At 56.9% G+C, this 22,021-nt stretch carries 21 protein-coding genes; 6 read left to right on the top strand and 15 right to left on the bottom strand.

Features of this window, described 5'->3' with window-relative positions; translation table 11 throughout:
* Positions 1–202, bottom strand: a 202-nt coding sequence (locus tag VLV32_01830) for an MFS transporter (GenBank protein HUL40635.1), incomplete at its 3' end; no start/stop codon positions are given.
* An 879-nt stretch (positions 203–1,081) separates the two neighbouring features.
* On the opposite strand from VLV32_01830, the gene soxC reads away from it, so the two are divergent.
* The 5 genes from soxC to VLV32_01855 all read left to right on the top strand — a co-directional run bounded on the left by soxC (position 1,082) and on the right by VLV32_01855 (position 6,647).
* On the top strand, positions 1,082–2,365 hold the full coding sequence (soxC, locus tag VLV32_01835; GenBank protein ID HUL40636.1) for a sulfite dehydrogenase: 1,284 nt from the start codon (positions 1,082–1,084) through the stop codon (positions 2,363–2,365).
* A complete protein-coding gene (locus VLV32_01840; protein HUL40637.1) occupies positions 2,349–2,903 on the top strand; it encodes a cytochrome c in 555 nt (184 codons plus the stop codon). Before soxC ends, VLV32_01840 begins: the two co-directional genes overlap by 17 nt.
* 684 nt (positions 2,904–3,587) lie before the next feature.
* Positions 3,588–4,463 (top strand): 3-methyl-2-oxobutanoate hydroxymethyltransferase, encoded by an 876-nt coding sequence (panB, locus tag VLV32_01845; protein HUL40638.1) that lies wholly within the window; start codon positions 3,588–3,590, stop codon positions 4,461–4,463.
* Between the two features lie 362 nt (positions 4,464–4,825).
* On the top strand, positions 4,826–5,572 hold the full coding sequence (locus VLV32_01850; GenBank protein HUL40639.1) for a sulfite exporter TauE/SafE family protein: 747 nt from the start codon (positions 4,826–4,828) through the stop codon (positions 5,570–5,572).
* Between the two features lie 7 nt (positions 5,573–5,579).
* Complete coding sequence (locus VLV32_01855; GenBank protein ID HUL40640.1) at positions 5,580–6,647, top strand: aminomethyltransferase family protein; 1,068 nt, start codon at positions 5,580–5,582, stop codon at positions 6,645–6,647.
* Between the two features lie 555 nt (positions 6,648–7,202).
* Here VLV32_01855 and VLV32_01860 read toward each other — a convergent pair.
* The 13 genes from VLV32_01860 to VLV32_01920 all read right to left on the bottom strand — a co-directional run bounded on the left by VLV32_01860 (position 7,203) and on the right by VLV32_01920 (position 19,555).
* Positions 7,203–8,396: an MFS transporter gene (locus VLV32_01860; GenBank protein HUL40641.1), complete on the bottom strand. Its 1,194-nt coding sequence runs from the start codon at positions 8,394–8,396 to the stop codon at positions 7,203–7,205.
* Positions 8,397–8,454: 58 nt separating this feature from the next.
* Positions 8,455–9,294 carry a universal stress protein gene (locus tag VLV32_01865; GenBank protein HUL40642.1) on the bottom strand — a complete coding sequence of 280 codons (840 nt, stop codon included), beginning with the start codon at positions 9,292–9,294 and terminating at the stop codon, positions 8,455–8,457.
* Positions 9,295–9,313: 19 nt separating this feature from the next.
* Complete coding sequence (locus tag VLV32_01870) at positions 9,314–9,733, bottom strand: hypothetical protein (GenBank protein HUL40643.1); 420 nt, start codon at positions 9,731–9,733, stop codon at positions 9,314–9,316.
* 8 nt (positions 9,734–9,741) lie between these two features.
* Positions 9,742–10,689, bottom strand: a complete 948-nt coding sequence (locus tag VLV32_01875) for a sulfite exporter TauE/SafE family protein (protein ID HUL40644.1) — start codon at positions 10,687–10,689, stop codon at positions 9,742–9,744.
* Between the two features lie 63 nt (positions 10,690–10,752).
* Positions 10,753–11,634: an ABC transporter ATP-binding protein gene (locus VLV32_01880; protein ID HUL40645.1), complete on the bottom strand. Its 882-nt coding sequence runs from the start codon at positions 11,632–11,634 to the stop codon at positions 10,753–10,755.
* Between the two features lie 16 nt (positions 11,635–11,650).
* Positions 11,651–12,526 carry an ABC transporter permease gene (locus VLV32_01885; protein HUL40646.1) on the bottom strand — a complete coding sequence of 292 codons (876 nt, stop codon included), beginning with the start codon at positions 12,524–12,526 and terminating at the stop codon, positions 11,651–11,653.
* A gap of 3 nt (positions 12,527–12,529) precedes the next feature.
* A complete protein-coding gene (locus tag VLV32_01890; GenBank protein HUL40647.1) occupies positions 12,530–13,378 on the bottom strand; it encodes an ABC transporter ATP-binding protein in 849 nt (282 codons plus the stop codon).
* Between the two features lie 11 nt (positions 13,379–13,389).
* Entirely contained in the window at positions 13,390–14,733 is a 1,344-nt protein-coding gene (locus VLV32_01895) for an ABC transporter permease subunit (protein ID HUL40648.1), read from the bottom strand.
* 94 nt (positions 14,734–14,827) lie between these two features.
* Positions 14,828–15,958, bottom strand: a complete 1,131-nt coding sequence (locus VLV32_01900; protein ID HUL40649.1) for an ABC transporter substrate-binding protein — start codon at positions 15,956–15,958, stop codon at positions 14,828–14,830.
* Positions 15,959–16,064: 106 nt separating this feature from the next.
* A complete protein-coding gene (locus VLV32_01905; GenBank protein HUL40650.1) occupies positions 16,065–16,793 on the bottom strand; it encodes a cyclic nucleotide-binding domain-containing protein in 729 nt (242 codons plus the stop codon).
* Between the two features lie 8 nt (positions 16,794–16,801).
* A complete protein-coding gene (locus tag VLV32_01910; protein HUL40651.1) occupies positions 16,802–17,845 on the bottom strand; it encodes a 2Fe-2S iron-sulfur cluster-binding protein in 1,044 nt (347 codons plus the stop codon).
* A 20-nt stretch (positions 17,846–17,865) separates the two neighbouring features.
* Complete coding sequence (locus tag VLV32_01915) at positions 17,866–18,321, bottom strand: nuclear transport factor 2 family protein (GenBank protein ID HUL40652.1); 456 nt, start codon at positions 18,319–18,321, stop codon at positions 17,866–17,868.
* A gap of 16 nt (positions 18,322–18,337) precedes the next feature.
* Entirely contained in the window at positions 18,338–19,555 is a 1,218-nt protein-coding gene (locus VLV32_01920; GenBank protein ID HUL40653.1) for a Rieske 2Fe-2S domain-containing protein, read from the bottom strand.
* A gap of 349 nt (positions 19,556–19,904) precedes the next feature.
* Here VLV32_01920 and sat point away from each other — a divergent pair, with 349 nt between their 5' ends.
* Entirely contained in the window at positions 19,905–21,122 is a 1,218-nt protein-coding gene (gene sat, locus VLV32_01925) for a sulfate adenylyltransferase (protein ID HUL40654.1), read from the top strand.
* Between the two features lie 135 nt (positions 21,123–21,257).
* Here the strand turns inward: sat and VLV32_01930 are convergent, their stop codons facing one another.
* Positions 21,258–21,830, bottom strand: a complete 573-nt coding sequence (locus VLV32_01930; GenBank protein ID HUL40655.1) for a metallophosphoesterase family protein — start codon at positions 21,828–21,830, stop codon at positions 21,258–21,260.
* Positions 21,831–22,021: the final 191 nt, after the last annotated feature.

The raw sequence follows: 22,021 nt of genomic DNA on the forward strand, positions 1-22,021 counted from the left end.
TCAAACGCGCCACCGGGTCCTCGGTTACCGGCCAACACAACACCGCGACAAGGATGCTCCGGCCGATATGGATTAGCCGGACTGTATAGTATGAACCGGAAAGCTCGAACACGTAACTGCCCAGCCGCGCGCCCGCGAAACTGCCAATCGGGTGAACCGAGAAACACGAGGCCGAACAAAGTGTAGAGATATTTGACGCCAAAAATCTGAGCCGCCAGCGGCACCCTACCAAGCCACTATGCACCTATTTATGCTGCGAATAGATACGTACTCGGAGGGCGGCTTGGTACCTTGCACTGGAGTGATGTCCTCCGTGTAGACCGAACGCAGAACCGATTCGCGCGTCGCGTCCGAGAAATTGCGGCACCGGAGCCATCTGCATACGGTTTCCCATTTGTCGCGAATCAGCAATTCGGGTGCGGGTGACATCCGTACTGCCTCCTCAGCGAAGCTAACGAGGAGTAGCCGACTGAGGTCGTGCCGCACGCTTGAACCTTATGGATGCGCTGCGCGCGGCCTAATGGCGGGTACCACGCTTAGCCTTGACGCGAACGCTTCTTGTAGACAGGGGCAGGCGATCTCGTTTTTTCTTTTCAAGATCTAATAACCGAGTCGTTGGCCAAAGTAGAGGATATTCCCCAACTTCACCCCACCGTCGCAAGTTTCGAAAAGCAAAACAGTCGCTGCTTTAATCCAGCGCTGCTGCGAAGCACAATATTTCGATACACCTCGAATTGCGGCATGCGTCGATGGAGGTAAGGAGTTGAACCCGCCAGGATATGCCTTGAGACCTCCGATTTCACAATTGAATTATCAAGCACGTCGGGTTGAAACCACTGTTGATATACTATTTAAGATGGACTAGACTTTTGAGTTCACGTCATTACAATTTAGCGCGGTTTTACACTAGTAGCTGTTCACCGAGTGTCCTATGCCACTGGGGAGAAAATAAATGGCGCTGCTCGATAATTCGATTTACAACCAGGAATCCCAAAAATATATTGAGACCACGATTGAGGCCGAGCGACGCTACCTCGCCGCGCGAAAAGCCGAATTGGAAAACGGCGAGTCCAAGGAAGGCATGTTTCCCAATCCCGGTAAGGCGGACAGCCGCCGCAAGTTCTTGATTAAGTCCGCGGCATTGGCGGGGGCTAGCGCGGCCGCAATAATCCCAAGAATGACGTCCGCCGCACCTCCTGGCGCCATGGAATTTCCAGTGCCGCAAGATCCAACTAAGGTGCAAGGTCGTGCCATCGGAGATGACGGCGGTTACGGCACGCGCTCGCAGTTCGAAACGGAGGTCCGATGGCGTTTTCCGACGCCCACGAAACAATCGTCGTGGTCCATGACCCCGCTGGAAAAAAGCGTAGGGGTTGTGACGCCTTCGGGCTTACATTTCGAGCGGCATCACGCAGGCATCCCCGTCATTGATCCGAACAGGCACCTCCTGTTTGTCCACGGCATGGTTAATAAGACAAAAAAATATACCATGGCTGATTTGCGGCGGTTTCCTTCGGTTTCCCGCATGCACTTCATTGAATGTTCAGGAAATGGCCTGACCGAGTGGGCGGTACCAAAGCTCAAGACCGTACAAGGTACACACGGCCTGCTCAGCACTTCCGAGTGGACCGGCGTCCCGTTGTCTACGATACTCAAAGAGGTTGAGGTCAAGGATGGAGCCAAGTGGATATTAGCGGAGGGTTCCGACGCGGCGGTCATGACACGCAGCATCCCGCTCGAAAAGTGTTGGGACGATGCCTTATTAGCCTACGGGCAGAACGGAGAGGCGATCCGTCCCGAGCAAGGCTATCCCCTGCGCTTAATTCTTCCCGGCTGGGAGGGGAATACCAATATCAAGTGGTTACGTCGCCTCGAAGTGAGTGATGTTCCCTATATGACTCGGGAAGAGACCTCAAAATACACGGATTTGCTAGAAAACGGCAAGGCGCGCCAGTTTACGTTTGTGATGGAAGCGAAGTCGGTTATCACGTTCCCGTCCGGGGAAATGAAGCTTCCAGCCCGCGGGTTCTATGAGATCACGGGTCTGGCGTGGAGCGGACGCGGGGTGGTTAAGCGGGTGGATGTATCCACCGACGGCGGTAAAACATGGCAGTTGGCTGCGCTGCAGGAACCCGTTCGTCCGATCTGCACTACACGGTTTCGGTTCCCATGGTGGTGGGATGGTACACCCGCAATTTTGCAGAGCCGTTGCGTTGATGAGACGGGGTACGTGCAACCGACCATTAAACAGCTCGTCGACGTCCGCGGCCTAAACGGTCCGTTTGGGTCGATTTATCATCTAAACGGGATACAAAGCTGGGCGATTGCGAGCGACGGGAGCGTTACAAATGTCCACCACTACTAAAGAACTAGTTTTTGCTTTCCTTGTTCTTGCCTTGACTGCCGGGCACGCTTCAGGTCAGGGTTACCGGGGTCCCTATGGCTTCGGCTCAACGCCAACGCGCGAGGAGCTTGCCGCGTTTTATTCAATACCCGCGAATGGAACGGGATTGCCTCCAGGCAAAGGCAACTACGTCCAAGGTCAAGAAGTCTACACGGGCAAATGCGTAGCCTGCCACGGCGACAAAATGCAAGGTGTTGCGGGGGCCGGCGAGGCGCTAATTGGCGGACGGGGTACCCTCACCAGCGGGAAACCGTTGAAGACCGTTGAAAGTTATTGGCCCTATGCGACCACGGTGTTTGATTACGTGAAGCGAGCGATGCCTTTCAACAGCCCGGGTTCCCTCACCGACGACGAAGTATATGCGGTGACCGCCTACATTCTGGTAGAAGCCAAGATAATTAACAAAGACGCAATAATCAATGCAAAGACGTTACCCAAAGTGGAGATGCCTAACAGAGACGGTTTCGTACCGGATCCGCGGCCTGATGTCCATGATTAGGTGACGCGCAACACGATTCAATCTGAGTAGATGGAATCAAGCCGTTCGAAATTCACAACCGGCGCATGCGGCTATGCAATTCTCGTGGCCCGTAAACCCGCGTTGAAGCGATAGACGGTGCTGCTTGACGATGTGTTCCTGAATTCTTGGCTAACGCAAAAGCAACGAACCGGATCCACCACGCCTAAATAGAGCTGATTCATGAGATGTGCAGCCTGTCGGGGTGCGACATTGCGCAATTCCGAATTTGCGCGAGTATCGATGAGCATGTTTGTGGTCAACGACACCCAAAATGTCGGTACGGGATGCAATCTTATGCTCGAGCTTTTGAATTTTAGCTGAAGCCGACGATGCTGATTGATTTTGCGAACAGCATTGACTGGCAGACTGAATGTTAACGAGACCGGTGAACCAGTAGGAGCCCCCAGGAGATGAAAGCCATTGAGGAGTTAATCTCGATATGCGAACCGGCGTTTGTAGGCGTCCTCGCGCTCCGGACTGCTTGCATTGGAATACGCTGAGTGTTTCACATGACAATCTCACTCGCAATGACCGGGTCACCTCAAGGAATATCGCGATGACCGGTCCGTTTGTGTGGGCTCGGCCATTCAACATGAGACTTGCTCCGCATATTCGGCTTTCGCAGAGAGCAACAACTTTGTTCATTCACTAATGGGGACCGGCATGACCGAACAAGCAGCCGTAAAACGTAACAAGGTAACCATCCCAGATTTGTTCGAGAAGAAGAAGCGTAGCGAACCGATAGTGCAGCTTGCCGTGTACGACTATGAGACCGCGATTATCGCGGACCGCGTCGGCATCGATATCTTGTGCGTGTCCGATACCGGCGGCATGGTATTGTTCGGGCACGAAACCACCACGTCGGTTTCGTTCGAGGAAGTCATGTACATGGCTCAGGCCGTCAAGCGCGGCTCGCAGTACGGCTTGCGCATGGTCGACATGCCTTACATGAGTTTTCATCTGTCCGCGCAGCAGGCCGTTGAAAACGCCGCCAAGTACGTCTCGCAAGGTGGTGCAGAAGTTATGAAGTGCGAAGGCAATCAGCACCATGCCAAGTGTATTGAGGCGATCGTCAAGGCCGGCATTCCGGTGCAGGGCCACATCGGCATCACCCCAATGCGTATTCCGCAGCTCGGTGGTTTTGTCGCCCAAGGCAAGACCGCGGACCGCGCCAAAGAGCTCGTCGACGACGCGTGGGCAATGGTTGATGCCGGTTGTTTCTCGATCCTGACCGAAGTCGTGACTTCGGAGGTTTCGCAATATCTTGCAGAAACACTGCCGGTGCCGGTAATAAGCCTAGGATCCGGCAATTCCTCCGATGGCGTGCACATCATCGGATCCGATTTGTTCCACCTGTACGAAAAACACGTGCCGCGCCATTCCAAGATTTACTGCGACTTGGTGCCGATCATTGAAAAAGGCCTGACCGACTATCGTGACGAGGTACGAAAGCGAATCTACCCGGGCAAGGAGCATACCGTGTACATGAAGGATAACGAGCTCAAGAAATTCAAGGACACGATCGGCTGGAAAAAATGAACTGGCCCCGCGGCGGCGAAGTATGCGGCTTGGTGGCGCTGGCCGAGGGTGCGCAAACCTGTATTGCCGATGCGTCCCGTCTAATGGCCTGTGAAGTCATCGCATAGCGCCAACGTGGGGGCGCTAACGGTGAGTGGCTGCAGCCTGGGTTAGGTCATCATGAAGCAGCCCTCGGTGTTGCTCACTAGCGTTGCCATAGGTTGAAATCGCAAAATTGCGGGCCGGGTGGCGCGCTAATCCATTTTTACACCCCGGGGACGTTTTCCCGACGCGTTCTCGGCAAAGGATTGCCGAAGTGCGAGGACAAGGCTTGAGAAAGTTCGGTGACAGTCCATGATTAGCCGTTTTTCCAAAATTATATCTTGACGAGCTTACTTCTCGCGGCGGTCGCGATCGTAGTGGGGTTTTTCATCGGTGCCGTCGGCGTGGGGGGCGTCCTGCTCATTCCACCGCTCATCTGGCTGGGCGGGCTCAGTATCCACGAGGCTGCAGCCACCGCACTGTTCTCGTTTGTCGTCACGGGGATGCTCGGCACCTGGCTGTTTCAGAAGCGCGGTTCCATTAACTGGGGAATGACCTTACCGGTATGCTCCGGCGCTGTCGTGTTTAGCTACCTCGGTGCGATGGTCAATTCGATGGTCGAGGCCCGTCCGCTTGCGCTAATCATCGCCGTCATCATCATTTTTACCGGTGCCTACATCCTGCGCCCGTCGCGGCGGAAAGACGAGAATCTCCGCGATGGCCGTGGTGCAGCACAGCGGACTTTGCTATTTGGCGTGGGCGCGGTTGCTGGTTTCGGCGCCGGTTTCTCCGGGGCTGGCGGACCGCTTTTCTCAGTCCCTATTATGCTGCTGCTCGGTTTTGTCCCACTGACCACCATCGGCACCAGCCAAGTCCTGCAGATCATCGTCAGCATCTTCGGCACCGTCGGGAACCTGCGGTACGGCTCGGTCGATTTCATGACCGCCGGGTGGATTATACTTTTCGAGCTCGTTGGCGTAGTGATGGGCACGCGTGCGGCGCACGCGGTCAGCGCCGGGGTACTGCGGCGCATGGCAGGTGGCCTGTGCGTTGCATTGGGACTGCTCATGCTGATCCGCTCGCTATAATCGGCTCATGTCGCTTGAACGCTACTTTTCCGAGCGAGGCCTGAAGCTGCTGCGGTTCGCCCCGGGCGCCACAGTGCCGATGCGCTTCGCCGACGCGTGCGCAGAGCATTGCGCCACTCGTTCGGCGGCAGGCCTGTACGATTTTTCCTTCATGGGGTTGTACGAGGTTGTCGGCCCGGACGCGCGGCAATACCTCGAGCGCGTGCAAACGCGCAACTTAGCACGGCTCGCGCAAGGCAAGCTGCAATATACGCTTTTGCTGCGCGAGGACGGCAGCACATTTAACGACGCCACCATCTGGTGTCACGCGCCGGAGCACTACTGGCTGTTCACCGGCCGGCGCAGCGATTACGCCTGGCTTCTGCAGCACCGACACGATGACGCGGCGCAACTTAAGGACCGCTCGGGCGAATACGCGGTGCTAGCTGTGCAGGGACCGCGCAGTGCGGAAATTCTTCAACACGAACTGACTGTACCGTTGCGCGAGCTGCCTTATTTCTCCTTCATGCGGGAGGATGTTGCCGGAGTTCCCGCTTGGGTTGGGCGCCTGGGCTACAGCGGCGAGTTGGGATATGAAATTATCGTGCCGGCGGAGGCCGGCGTCCCCGTCTGGCAGAAGCTGCTAACGACGGGCACCGGAGCAGCGCTGTGCGAGTGCGGTTTCGAGGCGGCCAACAGCCTGCGCGTCGAATCCGGCTATATTTTGTTTAGCGCTGAGCTTACTGTCGCGCCTGACCCTTTCGAGCTCGGACTTTCCCGGTTGGTGAATGGGGGTAATTTTATCGGCGCTGCGGCGCTGCGGCGCAGGCGCCGCCTGGCGCCGCAACGCCGACTTGGGGGCATAATCCCATTGGACGGCTTGCGCGGCGGACGAGTCGGGCTTCCTTCGGCGCAAGTCACAAGCGAAGCCTACGCGCCGACGCTCGCACGCACGCTTGCCTTGGGTGTTATTGAAGTTGACGGCGCAGCACCGGGCAGCCTGATCCGATTGACGGACGGGCGGCTTGCACATAGCGCCCGGCTGCCGTTCTACGATCCCGGGCGGGTACTGCCGCGGCAGCCGCCTGCGGTCTGACCTAGGGCGGAATGCCGGAGAAGGCGGTGCATGGCGGTTCTGCCGGCAAATGGCACATTTAGTTTAACGTGTGGGCGGAAAGTGTTCGAATTTCCAGGCCACGGCGGAAACAGCAATCCCGACTAATAAATATTCGATGCACACTGCGCCGATCAAGCGTATACGCGTCTTTGGGCGACTCGACTACGATTTCCGCCGGAAGACGACCGATCTACTTTGCTCGGGAAAACGACGACGCGCCGTCCATAAGACTTCGTCGTTATTCGGTGCGGTCACAGGATATTTCCGGGCGCGAAGGTTAAACAAAAGATAGGACTCGTCGGACCCACTCTGGAGGGCCCCTTTTACCATCGCACTCTTTATCGTCAGCGGGGCGCCCACACCGTTGCAGAAGTCCTGTGGCCTCAGACTGCCTGAAAACAAAATTCGCCGCAGAGAATTAAGCTTGCAAAATCCATTAGCGTCGAAACCGAGTGTCAGCCGCTAAGTGCGAGCAACGCCGCAGCATAGACAGGCGCCAAACTTAATCCTATTGCATCTAAAGTTGCTGCGGTATCACGCCGCAACCCGCTGCAGGCTGCGGTCGTCTATCGGCATGTTGAGCAATGCGGCCAGCACGCTCAAGCCAATGGTAAGAAACCAGATAATCCGGTATGAGCCTGAAGCATCAAAAATATAGCCCCCAAGCCACACACCAAGGAAGCTACCCAATTGGTGACTCAGGAATACGATGCTGAACAAGGTGGAAAGATATCTCACGCCAAAAATCTGGGCGACCAGCCCGTTGGTGAGGGGCACGGTTCCAAGCCAGGTCAAGCCAATGGTCATTGCAAAAACAGCTACCGACACCGTGGTAACCGGCAACAAAATAAATATTCCGATGCACAGCGCGCGCACCGCATAAATGGCGCAGAGCAGGTACTTTTTTGAAAACCGTCCACCCAAATAACCCGCCGAAAAAGAACCAATGATATTAAACAACCCGATCAACGCCAAAGCGATCACACCGGTCTTCGGCGTCATGCCGACATCAAGCAGGTAAGAGGGTAAATGCACCATAATGAACGCAGTTTGAAATCCACAAACGAAAAATCCAGCATTGAGATAGAGGAAACCGCGGTGGCCCCCGGCCTCGCGTATCGCCTGTGCAAGGGACTGCTCGGATCCGCGCGCGCTTTTCTTTTTCGAGCCGACCATAGCGGCAGAAAGCGGCACCACGATTAACGCGGTAAGAACCAGTAGCAGTAACCCGGTCTGCCAGCCAAAGGAACTGATTAGTAGCTGGCCATACGGGATCATGGCGAACTGCCCGAACGATCCTCCGGCTGAAACGATACCAATTGCCACACTTCGTTTTTCCGGTGGCGCCATTTTGCCGACTACGCCCAATATCACTCCAAACCCGGTTCCAGAAAGACCGAGTCCGATCAGCAGGCCCGCAGAAACGTCAAGCGAGAGGCCTGAAGTCGACAATGCCATCAGCGCGAGACCCGCAACATAAAGCAGGCCCGAAATTAAAACCACACGCCCCGCGCCGAACTTATCGGCGACTGCGCCAAATCCCGGCTGACCCACGCCCCAAATAAGATTTTGCAATGCAATCGCGAACGCAAACGTGGAACGTCCCCATCCCATATCAGCGCTCATCGGCTGCAGAAATAATCCGAAGCTCTGGCGAATTCCCAGCGAGATCGCTAGGATCAATGCCCCGCAAACTACAACGGTGACCAAAGTGCGTGAGCTTGTCATGGATTGATGCATAATATCATTTGCACTCGGGAATTCGCGCGAATTCGGAAGCGCCGCACTATAAGCGCACAACCAGAACCGGGCATTTAGCGAGCCCTACCAAACGCTCAGTCGTGCTTCCCATAAGAGGCTTTTCTAAGCCGGTCCGTCCGTGACTGCCAGCCACGATCAAATCTGCGCCCAATGCCTCGGCAGCGATAATTAATGCCTCGTGTGGCCGACCATCGACCACCGTCCCATCCACCGTCACCCCCTCGCGCCTCAGCATGTCCAATGCCTTTTCGACAGCGTCGCTAGCTTCGGCTCTTTGTTCTTTGCTATTGCTCTCGGCTACTGCGGAAATAACCGTGATTGGTAACCGGTACCACTTCGCGACAGCGCCAGCCACAACGGCCGCGGCCTCGCTAAAACGGGAACCATCGCTCGCGAGAAGCACTCGCTTCTTCCACATTTGCGCGTTACTCGGCACAGCCAGCACAGTGCACCGTGCATGCCCTATTACCTTCGCGGCATTTTCACCGACGAGTAGCCGCGCCATTAAACCGCGCTTGCCACGTGTACGCATGACGATGAGATCGATTTTCTGTTTCCCCGCCGCGTCGACTACCTCTATATAAGGTTCTTCGCCGAGGTGTACGCGAGTTTCGATTTCCAGGCTCTGCTGCGACGCTTGCCTGCGTAATCCGGTTAGGATACGTGCGGCATGAACCTCAGCCTTTTGCTCAAGTACTGGTGCAAGGGCCACGTATTCCGGATTCGATACCACCGGGAAAACCACAAAAAGTCGAACCCCGCCCCGACTCGCCATTGCAAGCGCAATCTGCTCCGCCCCGGCATCAAAGGTTGTGCCTTGCGTTATAAGCAAAATTCGAGAAAAGGGTGGAGTCGGATTCGCCATGGAGGAACCTTGTGCTCGCTCAGCCTCCACTACCAAACACGCCCCAGGCCGCAACTAGTAGCACGCCAAGATTTAGTAGAGTAATCAACAAATAAGTGATGTCGCGCCGAAGGGCATAAAAGGGAATTAGCACTAGAAAGCATAGCCCTGATATTCCACTTAGCACGGTAACACCAAAAAAATTGAGAATGTCGCTGTTCCCCATCAACGAGAGCCACCCCCAGCCGTGAGGCGTGCCCGTTTGGGCAAGGTAATCCTTCACCGGCAGTCCCCAGTATTTCTGCAGTTGGTCGACCGGAATATGCGCCGGAATCAGACCCAGGACATAAACTAAAAACGAAACACTAAGGATCGCCAAGCCTACCTTTACGGCAGCGTCAAGCACCCGCGCGTACCAAACGTGCTCGGGAGGAGTGATCTTTTCAGGGACAGCTTTCATTTGGCGTACTAATTCCAAATACCCAAGCCCTTCATCAAGGCACGGATTCCGGCGAACAATAAAATCGCGATTACCAACTTACGAATGGTGGCTGCATTGATTACCGTGAGGAGGCGCGTACCAATGAAGGCGCCGAGCATCATGCCAATTATCGACGGCGCGGCAATTATCGGCAGTACCGCGCCTTGGTTGATATAGACCCACGCCGCAGACGATGTCATCGATAGAACCAAGCTGCTGGTGCCGGCCGCTATTTTGAGCGGAATACCCATCACTAAATTTAAGGCGGGCACATTGGCCCAGCCCGCGCCTAGCCCAAACATCCCCGCGAGCAGCCCAATACCTAGGAACGCAACGAAGCCCTGTGGCGTCCGGTGACTTGTCCACGCAATTTCTTTTCCACTCGCTGCATCGTGAAGTATTCCGCCGATCTTCAATGCCCCAGCCAATGCATCCATGTGTCTGACCTCAGGAAACTCGGACTTTTTGGCTCTCCACATCAAAACAACTATGCCAAGCACCGTCAGGCCGAGCGCCGTGTGAGCAATCGGTCCCGGCAACATGAGACCCAGATGGGCACCAACGATGGAACTTGCCGAGACGAGTAACGCAAGTGGCAGGGCCAGACGCAAATTCGCTAAGCCAATCCGCAGCAACGCAGGGCTCGAAGCTAACGCGCTGGCCAAAGCTACCAGCAACCCCGTCCCGCGGACGAAATCCAGGTGGAATGGGAAAAACCCGCCAACAATGGGAACAAACAACACGCCGCCGCCGACCCCGGCGGGCACGGCAATAATGCCAAGAATGAAACATACCAAAAAAAGCAGTATGGGCCAGACCCACCAAGGCCATGACAAACCGGTACTACCCTGAGCTGCCGCAAAAACCGTCCCGGGCAGCAAAACAAACAGCACTATGACCACCATTCTGCAGACGATTAGCTGCTTTGGAAGCATTTTTCTCTGTGCTCTCGTGACAATCGTCCGCACCGTATGCGGTCTGGATTTCTGTCTACTTTTCTACCGGGTCGTTGCTCTATTGATGCGTTTTGAGTACGCCTCAACAAAATCCGTCGCCGCTTTGCTGCCGCGCGAGAAGGATTTCATCGCCTCTTCATGCAGAATCGACAGCGCCTGCATCTTGATTTCGTTCGATTTGTCGTTTTCAACCAGATCGAGGAATTTGCGGGGGCGCGGCAGGTCGACTTCAAGCACCGCTCGCACCTGGGTCGGAATGTTGGTCATGATCAACATGCGGTCGGCAAGGAAGATTGCCTCGTCGATGTCTGTGGTGACGAAGAAGTTGGTGCGCCGGTTCTCTTCGTAGAGCGCCGAGTAATATTCCCACATCAGCTCCTTGGTCATTGCGTCAAGGCCGCGGAACGGCTCGTCCAGGATCATCACTTCGGGGTTGTTTATCATGGCCCGCGCCAGCTCGGCACGCCGCTGCATGCCGCCCGATAGTTGCGTCGGATACTTCTTGCGGAAGTCCTGCAAGCCGATTTTGTTCAGCAGAAACTCGGCGAAATCGAGTGTTTCCTGAGTAACCTCGCCCCGCGCACGGGGGCCATACAGAATGTTGTCGTAGGTGGTCATCCAGGGGAACAGCGCGCTTTCCTGGAACAGCACCAAGCGGTCAGGTCCCGGCTCGCCAATCGGCTCACCATTGAGGGTGATGGTACCGCGCGTCGGTCTTTCGAACCCCGCCAGCAAGCGGATCAGCGTACTTTTACCGCAGCCTGACGGGCCGATCATCACGGTGAGCTTACCGCGCTCAATAGTAAACGAGCAGTCCTTTACCACTTCCCTGCTGAATTGTGTGGCGCCATAGCTCTTGCTGACGTGGCTCGCAATGATCTCCCCGACCTTGATCGCAGGACGGCTGAATTGGTCGCTGCTCATGGCTGGAGTGCTCGAGTCATCTTAAGCTCAACCACGGCGTCACGCGCTTGCCCAGCGCGCGTAGCGCCGCGCTGGAAATGAAACCGGCAATGCCGATCGAGATCATACCGACGACGATCTGCTCGTATGAACCCCCGACGTAGGAGTTCCAGATGAAGAACCCGAGTCCGCCACCACTGGTGCCGCCAATCTGGCTGCCGCCACCCGAGATCATTTCCGCTGCAACCACGACTTCCCAGGTGATGCCCATGCCGACCGCCGAGCCGACCATGATCGACGGCAAAGTGCCGGGCAGGATAAGGCGCCAGAAAATGTCCCGCCGGCTCGATCCCATCGAGCGCGCGGCCTGAAAGTAGCGCACGTCGATCGAGCGAGCGCCGCCGACGACATTGATGACGATGGAGTAGAACGCGCCAAGGAAAGTCACGAATGCGATCGATAATTCCTGCGTCGGCCAGAAGATAATCGACGCCGGCACCCACGCGAGCGGCGGGATCGGGCGCAGCACCTCGAATACCGGGAAGCACACGCCAAATGCGGTGCGGTTCACCGCCAGCAGCAAGCCAAACGGAATGCCGATGATCATCGCCGCCAGGAACCCTAACATGACGCGGAAAAAGCTCATGTACCAGCTCTGCCAATAACCGGGGTCGGGCAGCACCGCGAGCCAGGCATGCAGCACCTCCGTCGGCGCTGGCACCGCGCCAATCCATGGCAGATATGCCGATTTGAGGCCGAGAACGCTCAGCGCATGGCGCAGCCACTCAAAGGCGTCCCCTTTGATCCAGATCTTGGACAGCGAGCCGATCTCCCACAGCACGAGAAAAACGACGATCGACACGGCGCCGCGCCACAGCGACGAGCCGAACAATACTTTCGTCCGGGCCGTCATCGTCTAGCCTTCCTTTTCGCCGGCGGCGAATGCCTTCAATGCTTCTTCATGCACCGCCTCAGTGGTTTCCTCCATCAGCTCGCGAAAGCGCCGCGAGGTGAGCACGCTGTAGTCGCGCGGATGTGGTATGTCGACCGCGAGGATTTTTTTCGGCTTGCACGGGCGCGTGGTCATGATTGCCACCCTGTGACCCAGAAAAATCGCTTCCTCGAGATCGTGCGTGATGAAAAATATCGTCACCCGGTTCTTGTAATAGATCTCGAGCAGCGCTTCGTGCATTACCGACTTGGTCAGGGAGTCGAGCGCGCGGTACGGTTCGTCCAGCAGCAGCACCTTGGGATTGTTCATCAATGCGCGCACGATTTCCACGCGCCGTCGTACGCCAGAAGATACTTCGCCCGGATAGTTGTGTTCGACGCCCGCGAGACCCGCATCGGCCATCATTCCCAGCGCCTTTTCGGTCGCCTCAGCCTTGGTCAGCTTGCCCTGCATGATCGGGCCGAACGCCACGTTCTCTAAGTTAGTTTTCCAGGGAAAGAGCGCGCCGTTTTGGAACACTACGATGCGATCCGATCCCGGCTCGGCTTTGGGCTTTTCGTCGCCGCACAGCACTTCCCCGTCAAGCAGAATGCGCCCGGAAGTGATTTCGTGAAATCCCGCGATCGCATTGAGCAAAGTGGTCTTCCCGCACCCGGACGGCCCGACAATCATGCAGATTTCGCCAGCCTTGATGTCCAGCGAGCAATGGTCAACCGCCATAACCGCCGCACCGTCAGGATCGTAGATTTTGACCACGTTGTCGATGGTAATTGCGCCACGTATTGCCGATGGTTGCGTTGCTTCCGCTCGCATGACTGCCGCCATCATTGGCCTCCAAGCGCAAGCTCGCGCGTGCGCCACTGCATGAGGTAGTCCCCAATCACGCGCACTAGCGCGCTCGTCGTATAACCAACAATGCCGAGTGTGATCATGCCGATGAAAATGGTCGGATAGCGCACCGTGGTGTAGGAGGTGTTGATCACGTAGCCGAGGCCGTACTGGCCGGATACCATTTCGGCGGCGACGAGTGAAAACCACGATACACCCATCGAAATTTGTAGGCCGGTGAAAATGAACGGAAGCGCGCCCGGTACGATCACGTGCCGGAACACCTGCCAGCGGCCGGCGCCAAGACAATACGCAGCGCGCACGTAGGATTCTTCGATCGATTGCACGCCCAGCATGGTGTTCAGCGCCGTGGCGAAAAATGCGGCGAGAAAGGTCAGATAGATCACTGCCGATTCGGTGGCGATGAACATCACGATGGCAAGCGGTACCCAGGCGAGCACCGGGATCGGGCGCAGCAGCTCGAACACGGGAAACACGTACTCCTTGAACTTTTTCGACCAGCCGAGGAACAGCCCGAACGGCACGCCGAGCAGTGTTGCCAGAGCGAACGCCTCCGCTACGCGCCGGATACTCACCCAGATGTGCTTGTAGTATTCCGGCGTATAAATCGACAGACCGTAGACCGGGTTCGGATTGGCCCATTCCTTGATGACCGTCGTAAGCCCCGGCATCTCGCGAAACCGCGGCAGCTTCCAGACCTCGACCGACAAATACCAGACGCTGAGAAAAAGCGCGAACCCCGTCAGCATGAGGTAAGGACGCGGGCTGCGGATCCATTGCCTGAAGCGGTAAAGAGTGAGGTCCATGCCTTGGATGTCGCCGGCATGCATGCGGCGGTGGATTCGACGCAGTTGCGCTATCAAATCGGGCACGGTGTAATCGCGCGTTATCATGGTCGCGAAGCGACTCATAATTACGTCCCCGGCATCGGGATCCGATTCGAGTACGCGCAGCAAATCTTCGCCATTGATGCGGAGAATGTCCGTCGTTTCCTGAGATACCGCCTTGGCAAGGCGATGCGGATACTTCTCGAGAAGTGCGGCCCAGCCAAATACATCTCCTTGGCGGAGCAGCTTGACCGGCCGGCGTGCCTGCGCGCCGGGCTCGAGAGCGTGTTCAACTTGGCCTGAAACGATGATGTAGATGTCGTCGGCCTTGTTACCGGCTTCGTAAATCACAGCGCGGGCATCATAGGACGTGCGCCTGCCGAGGGCCGCAATTTTTCGCAGCAGCCCATCCGCGGCGACCTGGAATGGCATCGTCTGCTTAAGAATGGTGATCGCTTGTTCAGCCAAGACTTGACCGGCTACCGGCTCCATGGACGCGGCGACCTACATAATTCAAAGAATGCATTATCCGCCGGCGCGGCGCCGGCGACGAAGGAGCGGCGGCGCGACCGGCCCCCTGGTCTTTTCAATTAACTGGCTTGAAAGCGGAATCCGGTAGCGCCTTCACCTCTCCAATCGGCGCTTTCAACCTGCGTTCCGCGAGTACCTCCTCGGCAAATTGCGGCATGACCGCCTCGGGACGGAGCTTCGGCGTATTGATGCTCTTGACCGAATACAGGAATTCGGTCGCCTTGCTTAGCAGTTCCCGAGCCGACGGCGTGAACTCGTATTCCAGCGTGACGCGGGTCGGAGTACCACCCTCGTTCGCCGGATATTGGCCGTAGAGCGAAGCCCATAACGCTTTGTCGGTAAATCCGGTGGTCTGTTCTTTCGCCATCTTGGTGATCTCTTCCGAGTTCTTTTTGTCGGCAAGGTAGAGTTGGGCATCCAATTCGGCATTGAGCCAGGCCTTGACAACATCCGGACGTTGTTTGATCAGCTCGGCACGCATGGCGAGGAACCCGCCGTCGTTTTCATTGACGTTCACCCCCGATGCAATGCGCTTGGCGAGCCCCTCTTGTACAATACGTGAAGCTGTTGGCTCCCAAATCACCGCCGCATCGATCTTGCCGGCGCGAAAATTGCTGGTAATAACCTCTATATTCTGGTTTAAGTATGCTGCGGGAGTAACTTTTTCCTTTTGGAACACGGCTTGCGCGAAGCGGTCGGTGCAACTACCCTTGGGCACCGCCACAGTTTTGCCATTGAGCCACTTGATCGCCTGGATAGGGTTGGCGAACTTCGGCGCATCCACGCGTGCGAGGAAAATATTGCACTGATCGAACCCGAGTCCTAGGACCGCAACCAGTCGGACATCGGCGACATCCTGTTTGGTGGTGGAGACGATCGCCGGCATGTCGCCCATGTAGCCGATATATTGTTTGCCCGCCAACATGTTGTTGACGATAATCGCGCCCTGCAAGCCAACCTGGAATTCGACTGTTGATCCCTTGGGAAGGTATTTCTCGTAAAATTTTTTGTTGCGCATGATCACGCCCGACCACGACTCGGTATAGTAAGGTTGATAACCAACGACCAGATTTACCGGGTCACCGGGCTTGCCGAAATTCAGCTCGGCTGCCATCGCTGGCGCGGCGAAAACGGTGCCTGCGGTAATGAGCGCCGCCGCGAAATGCAACGGATGTTTAATCTTCATGTCGTCCTCCTTGTGGTTGATGTGCGAAATGAGTCAAATTACATGATCGGTTATTATTTGGCGAGCATCAACAAACTACAATCGCATCAAAAAACCGTTTCCTAGTTTATTTAGCTCCCGGAGCAGCTAGGAATCGCGCGATCAGCGCCGATAGCCGGCGCATGACAATATAACCCGACGCCGGATCCGACTCCAGCAGCCGTAGCGCCTGACCACCATTGATCCGCAACAGCACTGATTTCTCCAGCACGCGGGCACTGGCTATGCGCTGTGGCTGGTTCTCCAGCAGCGCGGCCCAGCCAAACACCTCGCCTTTCTTGAGCATGAAGCCTGCCGGACTGGTACGCTCGTCGCGCCCGATCTGGAACTCAACGCGCCCGGAGTCAAGCACGAAGAAATCCTCCGCCGGGTCGCCGGGCTTATACAGCATGCTGCCTTCGGCATATTCCTCGCGCTTCGCCATTGCGGTCAGCGCAGCCAGCGTGGTCTCGGCAATGCCGATGAAAAGCTCGCCCACGTTGAGCGCGCCCTGCGAATCGACATAAATCGCATCGCCCTCGACGAGCACATTGTAGACCTCGAGTGGCGCCTCGGCCAGTCCCATGGGCGTGCCGCTGCGGATGTCCCATTGCCACAGGTGCTGGTGGCAGGTGAGCACCGAGCCGTCGAATAGGCCTTCGCACAAGGGCACGTCCTGGTGCGGACAGGTGGCCTGCACTGCGAAATATTCTGTTCCACGATTGGCTACCAGCAGCTTTAGCCCGCCGTCGGTATTGCATTCCTTTATGCCGTTCGCCGGTATTTCTATTTTCCGGCAGATCATTTGTTTTGTCATCGCGGGCGTTAGCTGAACTTGTCGTAGCGTATGTTATCGGCGGTCAGCTTGGCTTCCAACAGAAGCATACGTATTGCAGCATCAACTGCCGGGGGCGGCCCGGCAAGGTAGGCGCGCAGGTTCTGGTACTTGCCGGCCATCTCACGCCTGGCTACCTCGTGCACCATACCGCGCTCGAATCGCAGCAGAGGATATTTCTCTGAGGCTGCGGGAGGCACACCCTCGTCGGAGAGGGCCACGACGATGCTCAGCTTTTGCGGGAATTCCCGGCGGAAAGCGCTAAGCTCGTCCAAGTAGAAAGCATCCTTCATCAAGCGCACGCCGAAATAGATGTAGCCTTGGTATTGTTCGAAATAGCGCTCCTGAAACGCGCGCGACAGAATCGACATCATGCCGGCGATGCCGCTGCCGCCAGCAATGCACAAGACGTTCTTGGCGAGGCTCGGGTAGAAAGTGGCCTTGCCGAGCGGACCGATCAGGCCGAGTCGCGCTCCTATCGCTTTGCCTGAAAACAGCCAGTCGGAAAAACCCCCGCCGGGTTTTTTTTTGATTACAAATTCGAGGCGCCGCGTCTGGCGATTGAAATTCGCCATGGAGTAGCCGCGCATGCCCGGCACACCGGGCGCAGCCACCACCATGAATTGCCCGGCGTCGAAACTGCACGACGCATCCAAGGCCACTTGGATTGCCGCCACGTCGTGGGTTAGGGCGCGTATAGCGTCGACTGTGCCGGTCATGGGTTTAACAGGACATAAACCCGGGTCGGTGGCGTAGACGAATTGGGGCACTTCGACGGTGACGTCGCCTCGCGCCGAGCATTGGCACATCAGAAATTCGCCCAGTTTCGGCTTGACGTATTTCTTGCCCGGTGCTTCGTGCCAGCCGTCCTCGATCTTTCCGTCGATCAGCTTGGCCTTACAGGTGCCGCAGGTGCCTGTGCCACATTCGTAAGGCAGCTCAATCTCGGCCCGCAGCCCGGCGTAGAGGATTTTCTCCCCTTCAGCTGCCTCATACTGATAGGTGCGGTTTCTGGCATTGACCTGGACACGCACGCTGGCAAAGACCCGGATCCCTAGAACGGGATGTGGTAACCGGCGCCCAGCTCGCGTGTGACCAACCTGACTACGCGTTTGAGCAGTTTGGGCGCGCTGCCGCCAAGTTTGACCGTATCATAATAGCGTCCGACGGCGAACAGCGCCGTGCTGCCGCCGTCGAGCGCGGTGCGGAACACCTGTAGCGCCGACACTACGTCGGCGCGCTCGCCCTCACAGCTGACCCTGTAGACCGTCGCATGGCGCGTCAGTGGCGAATGGTCGCTGTTATGCCGCGGAAGGTTGGTCAACAGCGTGTCCATGCCGGCCTTGTCGTGATCGAGCCAGGTCATGTCCTTGCGGATTTCCGGACTGAAAGCGGCGATGCTATAGCGGAAACTCTCGTCGCACAGCTCCAGGAACCCCTTGAAATCCTGCTCGTCAAGCGCCAAGCACGTCCGGTAGACCAGCTCTTCGATTTGCTGCCGTTGGTCCATGGTTTTGGTTTTCTTTTCAGGCGACGGCGCGAGCCGGTTCCGGGCGGCCTTCCCGGAATGGGTCGTATGCAGGGCGTCCCATGCGTCTGCTCCATTCGGCGTAGAAATGCCGCATGCCAATCTCGTCATGAATGGTACTGTTCTCCTCGCGCCCGTGGATTACCCATCGGCTGTCGGTGCCTTCGTGCATGGCGCGTCCCTGGCCGTATACCGCGAGGAGATCCTCATGCAGGTTGCGGCCAAACGGGCTCCAGATGGTATTGTGGTCGAATATTCGTTCGGCGCGTTCCTCCGGCGTGTCGCGCTTTAGACCAAGGCCGCGGAATTCAATCATCACCTTGTTGGGGCCGAGCGGCACCGAAGTATCGATGCGCAGAACCGAAGTTCGCAAGTTGTAGGTCATGCCTGGAAACAGGTCGATCAGGATCCAGCCACCAGGGGCCAAGCCGGGCCAGCCGATCTTTCTTACTTTGCTCCCCGCATAGGCGTCGTACTTGATTTCCATTGAGCCAACTGACGCATGGCCATTTGTATAACCAACGTATTTGCGGTCGAAATAGCCGGGCTGCATCATGCCGGTAATACGGTTGAAGTAGTGCAAGAAGTCGTGATAGAACTCGCTATTTGTGTCGTGCCACAGCTTATAGTTAGTGTTGATCACCGCCTTGTGGAAATGGAACACCTCCATCGGCTCTCGCATGTGCGGCTCGAGCAGGTCCAGTGCCGGGCCGATGTAATCCTTCAGAGTGCAGCTCGCATCGTCAAGGTTGACCCAGACAAAACCGCCGAAGCCGACCTCGGTCTTGACCGCGCGCAATCCGGTGTCTTCTTTGCGATAACGGTTCTGGTAGCCCTGCTCGGCGCGCGAGATGTCGATGCAGTTGCCGCACGTATCGAATGACCAAGCGTGGAAGATGCAGGTCATGCGTTTGGCATTGCCTGCCGGATCGTAGAGGATGGTGTTGCCGCGGTGCGGGCAGATATTGTAGAAGCCGCGTACCTTCGTGTCTTCACCGCGCACGATGATCAGCGGCACGCCGGTCGGATGCGTGAACAGACGGTAGTCATAGGCGCCGGGAATCTCGGATTCATGACAGGCAATGATCCAGGAACTCTTGAATAGTTTTTCTTTTTCTTCCTCGAAAATCGTCGGGTCGGTGTAAATGCGCGAATCGACGTAGTGGGAATTCGGGAACTTCGGCTTGGCAGCCCATTCCGCGGCGTTTTTGAACATGATAATCTCCTTCGTGGTAAGCAGACTTCAGACACACGACCGAATAGGTTTTACACCACGCCACGCCAGTGTGTCAACAAAACCGGCTCTCCGCCTTCAGGAATTGATTACGATCCGCGGTTTCCGATTGACCCAACCCGCGAAGTTCACCAGCAAAGACGCGAGTGTGATCCGCGCGTAGGGCCACGCTGTGACGGAATTTGAATAATCGCCCGTGAAGCGTAAAATGTCGCGGAAGTTAGTGGGCCGTTGCGATTGCTGGACGGTGGCAAATTCCCGTCGCGTATCCTTTTTGTCATCCGCGCCGCTTGCGCCCCAAAGTCCTATTAAAAGAACCTGACACGACCGAATGCAACAACTCGTAAATCCTCACGGAGGAGGATCGCTCAAGCCACTCGCGCTGCAAGGCGCAGAACTCCACGCGGAGCGCGCGCGCGCCAGGACACTTCCGCAGGTGCGCATCAGTTCGCGCGAGAAAGGCGACCTCATCATGCTCGGCATCGGCGGCTTCACCCCGCTCGAGGGGTTCATGACGCATGCCGACTGGAAGAGCGTGTGCAGTGATTATTCTCTGGCGAACGGCGTATTCTGGCCGATTCCTATCACACTCTCGGCGGAAAAAGCGAGCGCAAATGCGATTCCCATCGGCGCCGAGATCGCGCTCGCGGATCCAGAGGATGGCGCGACGCTCGCAACCATGAAGGTATTGGAGAAGTATGCAATCGACAAGGCACACGAGTGTAAGTCGGTGTTCCGGACAGTGGACGTGGCGCATCCGGGCGTGATGATGGTCATGGAGCAATCGGAGGTGAACCTTGCCGGTCCGGTGAAAGTGGTTTCCGACGGTGGCTTCAAGGCAAAGTATGGTTCCCTGTTCATGACCCCGGCAGAGACGCGCGCCGAGTTCGAAAGGCTCGGCTGGTCGCGCGTCGCCGCGTTCCAGACGCGCAATCCGATGCACCGCTCGCACGAATACCTAACGAAGATAGCGATCGAAGTCTGTGACGGGGTGCTGGTGCACTCGCTGCTCGGCAATCTGAAGCCCGGCGATATTCCCGCGGAGGTGCGCACGCGCGCGATCGCTGTGCTGATCGAGCGCTATTTCGTGAAGAACACCGTGGTGCAGGCGGGCTATCCGCTCGACATGCGCTACGCGGGGCCCCGCGAGGCGTTGCTGCACGCGCTGTTCCGTCAGAACTACGGCTGCTCGCACTTGCTTGTGGGTCGCGACCACGCGGGCGTAGGCAGCTACTACGGGCCGTTCGACGCTCACAGGATTTTTGACGAAGTTCCGAAGGGCGCGCTCGAAATCGAGCCGCTCAAGATCGACTGGACTTTCTGGTGCTACCAGTGTGGCGGCATGGCCTCGGGGCGCACCTGCCCGCACGAGGACAAGGACCGCCTGCTGGTCTCGGGCACGAAACTCAGGAAGTGGCTCTCAGAAGGCAGCGCCGTGCCGGCGGAGTTCAGCCGGCCTGAGGTGCTGGATATTCTGCGCGAGTACTATGCCTCACTCGAAGCGTGCGAGAAGGTCGAAATAAAGCTGGCGGGCCACTCGGCCCGTTGAAAAAAATGCTTCACCACGAGGAAATATGAAAGAGCACCGACAGAACCGTCGTGCGATCGATTTTGTGCATGCTCTTTGGCTCAGGCGCGTGATCAAGGATCGGTAGCGAAAGCCATTTGCCCAACCGGGTTTCCTTCACATACCGGGCTGCGCCTTTTTGCGTTTGCTGGTCGCAATGACCACTGAAGTAATCGTTGGCCGGGGAACGGGCCGGATCTTGAATTCCATCGCCTTCAAATCGCCGAATACATAAGTCGCCGGCGCACCCACGCCGGCGACCGTGCCGGGGTCGATACGCAGCGTTTCTTTCCCTTTTATGTTCCGAATGCGTTCAATGGCGGCGTGGTGTTCATGGCCGTTGCACACGAGATCGTAATCACCCGTAAGCGCCATGGCCTTCGCGTAATGCGGGTAATGCACCATGAATATCCGCTTTTGCGCCAGCGTGAAGGATCCGTCCTGACCGTAATAATGCACGCGATTTTCCGGCTTGTGCGCGAACTTGGATAAATTAAACAGGTCACCCGTGTTGTTGCCATGAACCAAGTGGATCGGCAGTCCCAGCGCCGTGATCACGTACAGCGTGTAGGGCGCCACCAGATCGCCGCAATGCAATACTGCTTGCGCACCAAGCGATTTCGCTTCAGTAACGGCCGCAGCCAGATGGTCGCGATGGTCGTGGCTGTCGGAAACGATGCAGATTTTCATTGATGGCTGTTTTCCTAAAACGAACTGCGCCCATCCGAGAACCCGTTACTGCATCGAGCAGAGCCAAGCGTCGCTCGAGACTGAGCACGAGCGGTTTGCCCCCGTCCACCGGTTTGCTCTCGTGAAATACCCGGGTTAATCACGTGCGCAATAACTCGAAGCCCTCGATGATGCGGTGGACGGGAAGTTTC

It is taken from the genome of Burkholderiales bacterium, from assembly GCA_035518095.1.
GTDB lineage: Bacteria > Pseudomonadota > Gammaproteobacteria > Burkholderiales > JAHFRG01 > JAHFRG01.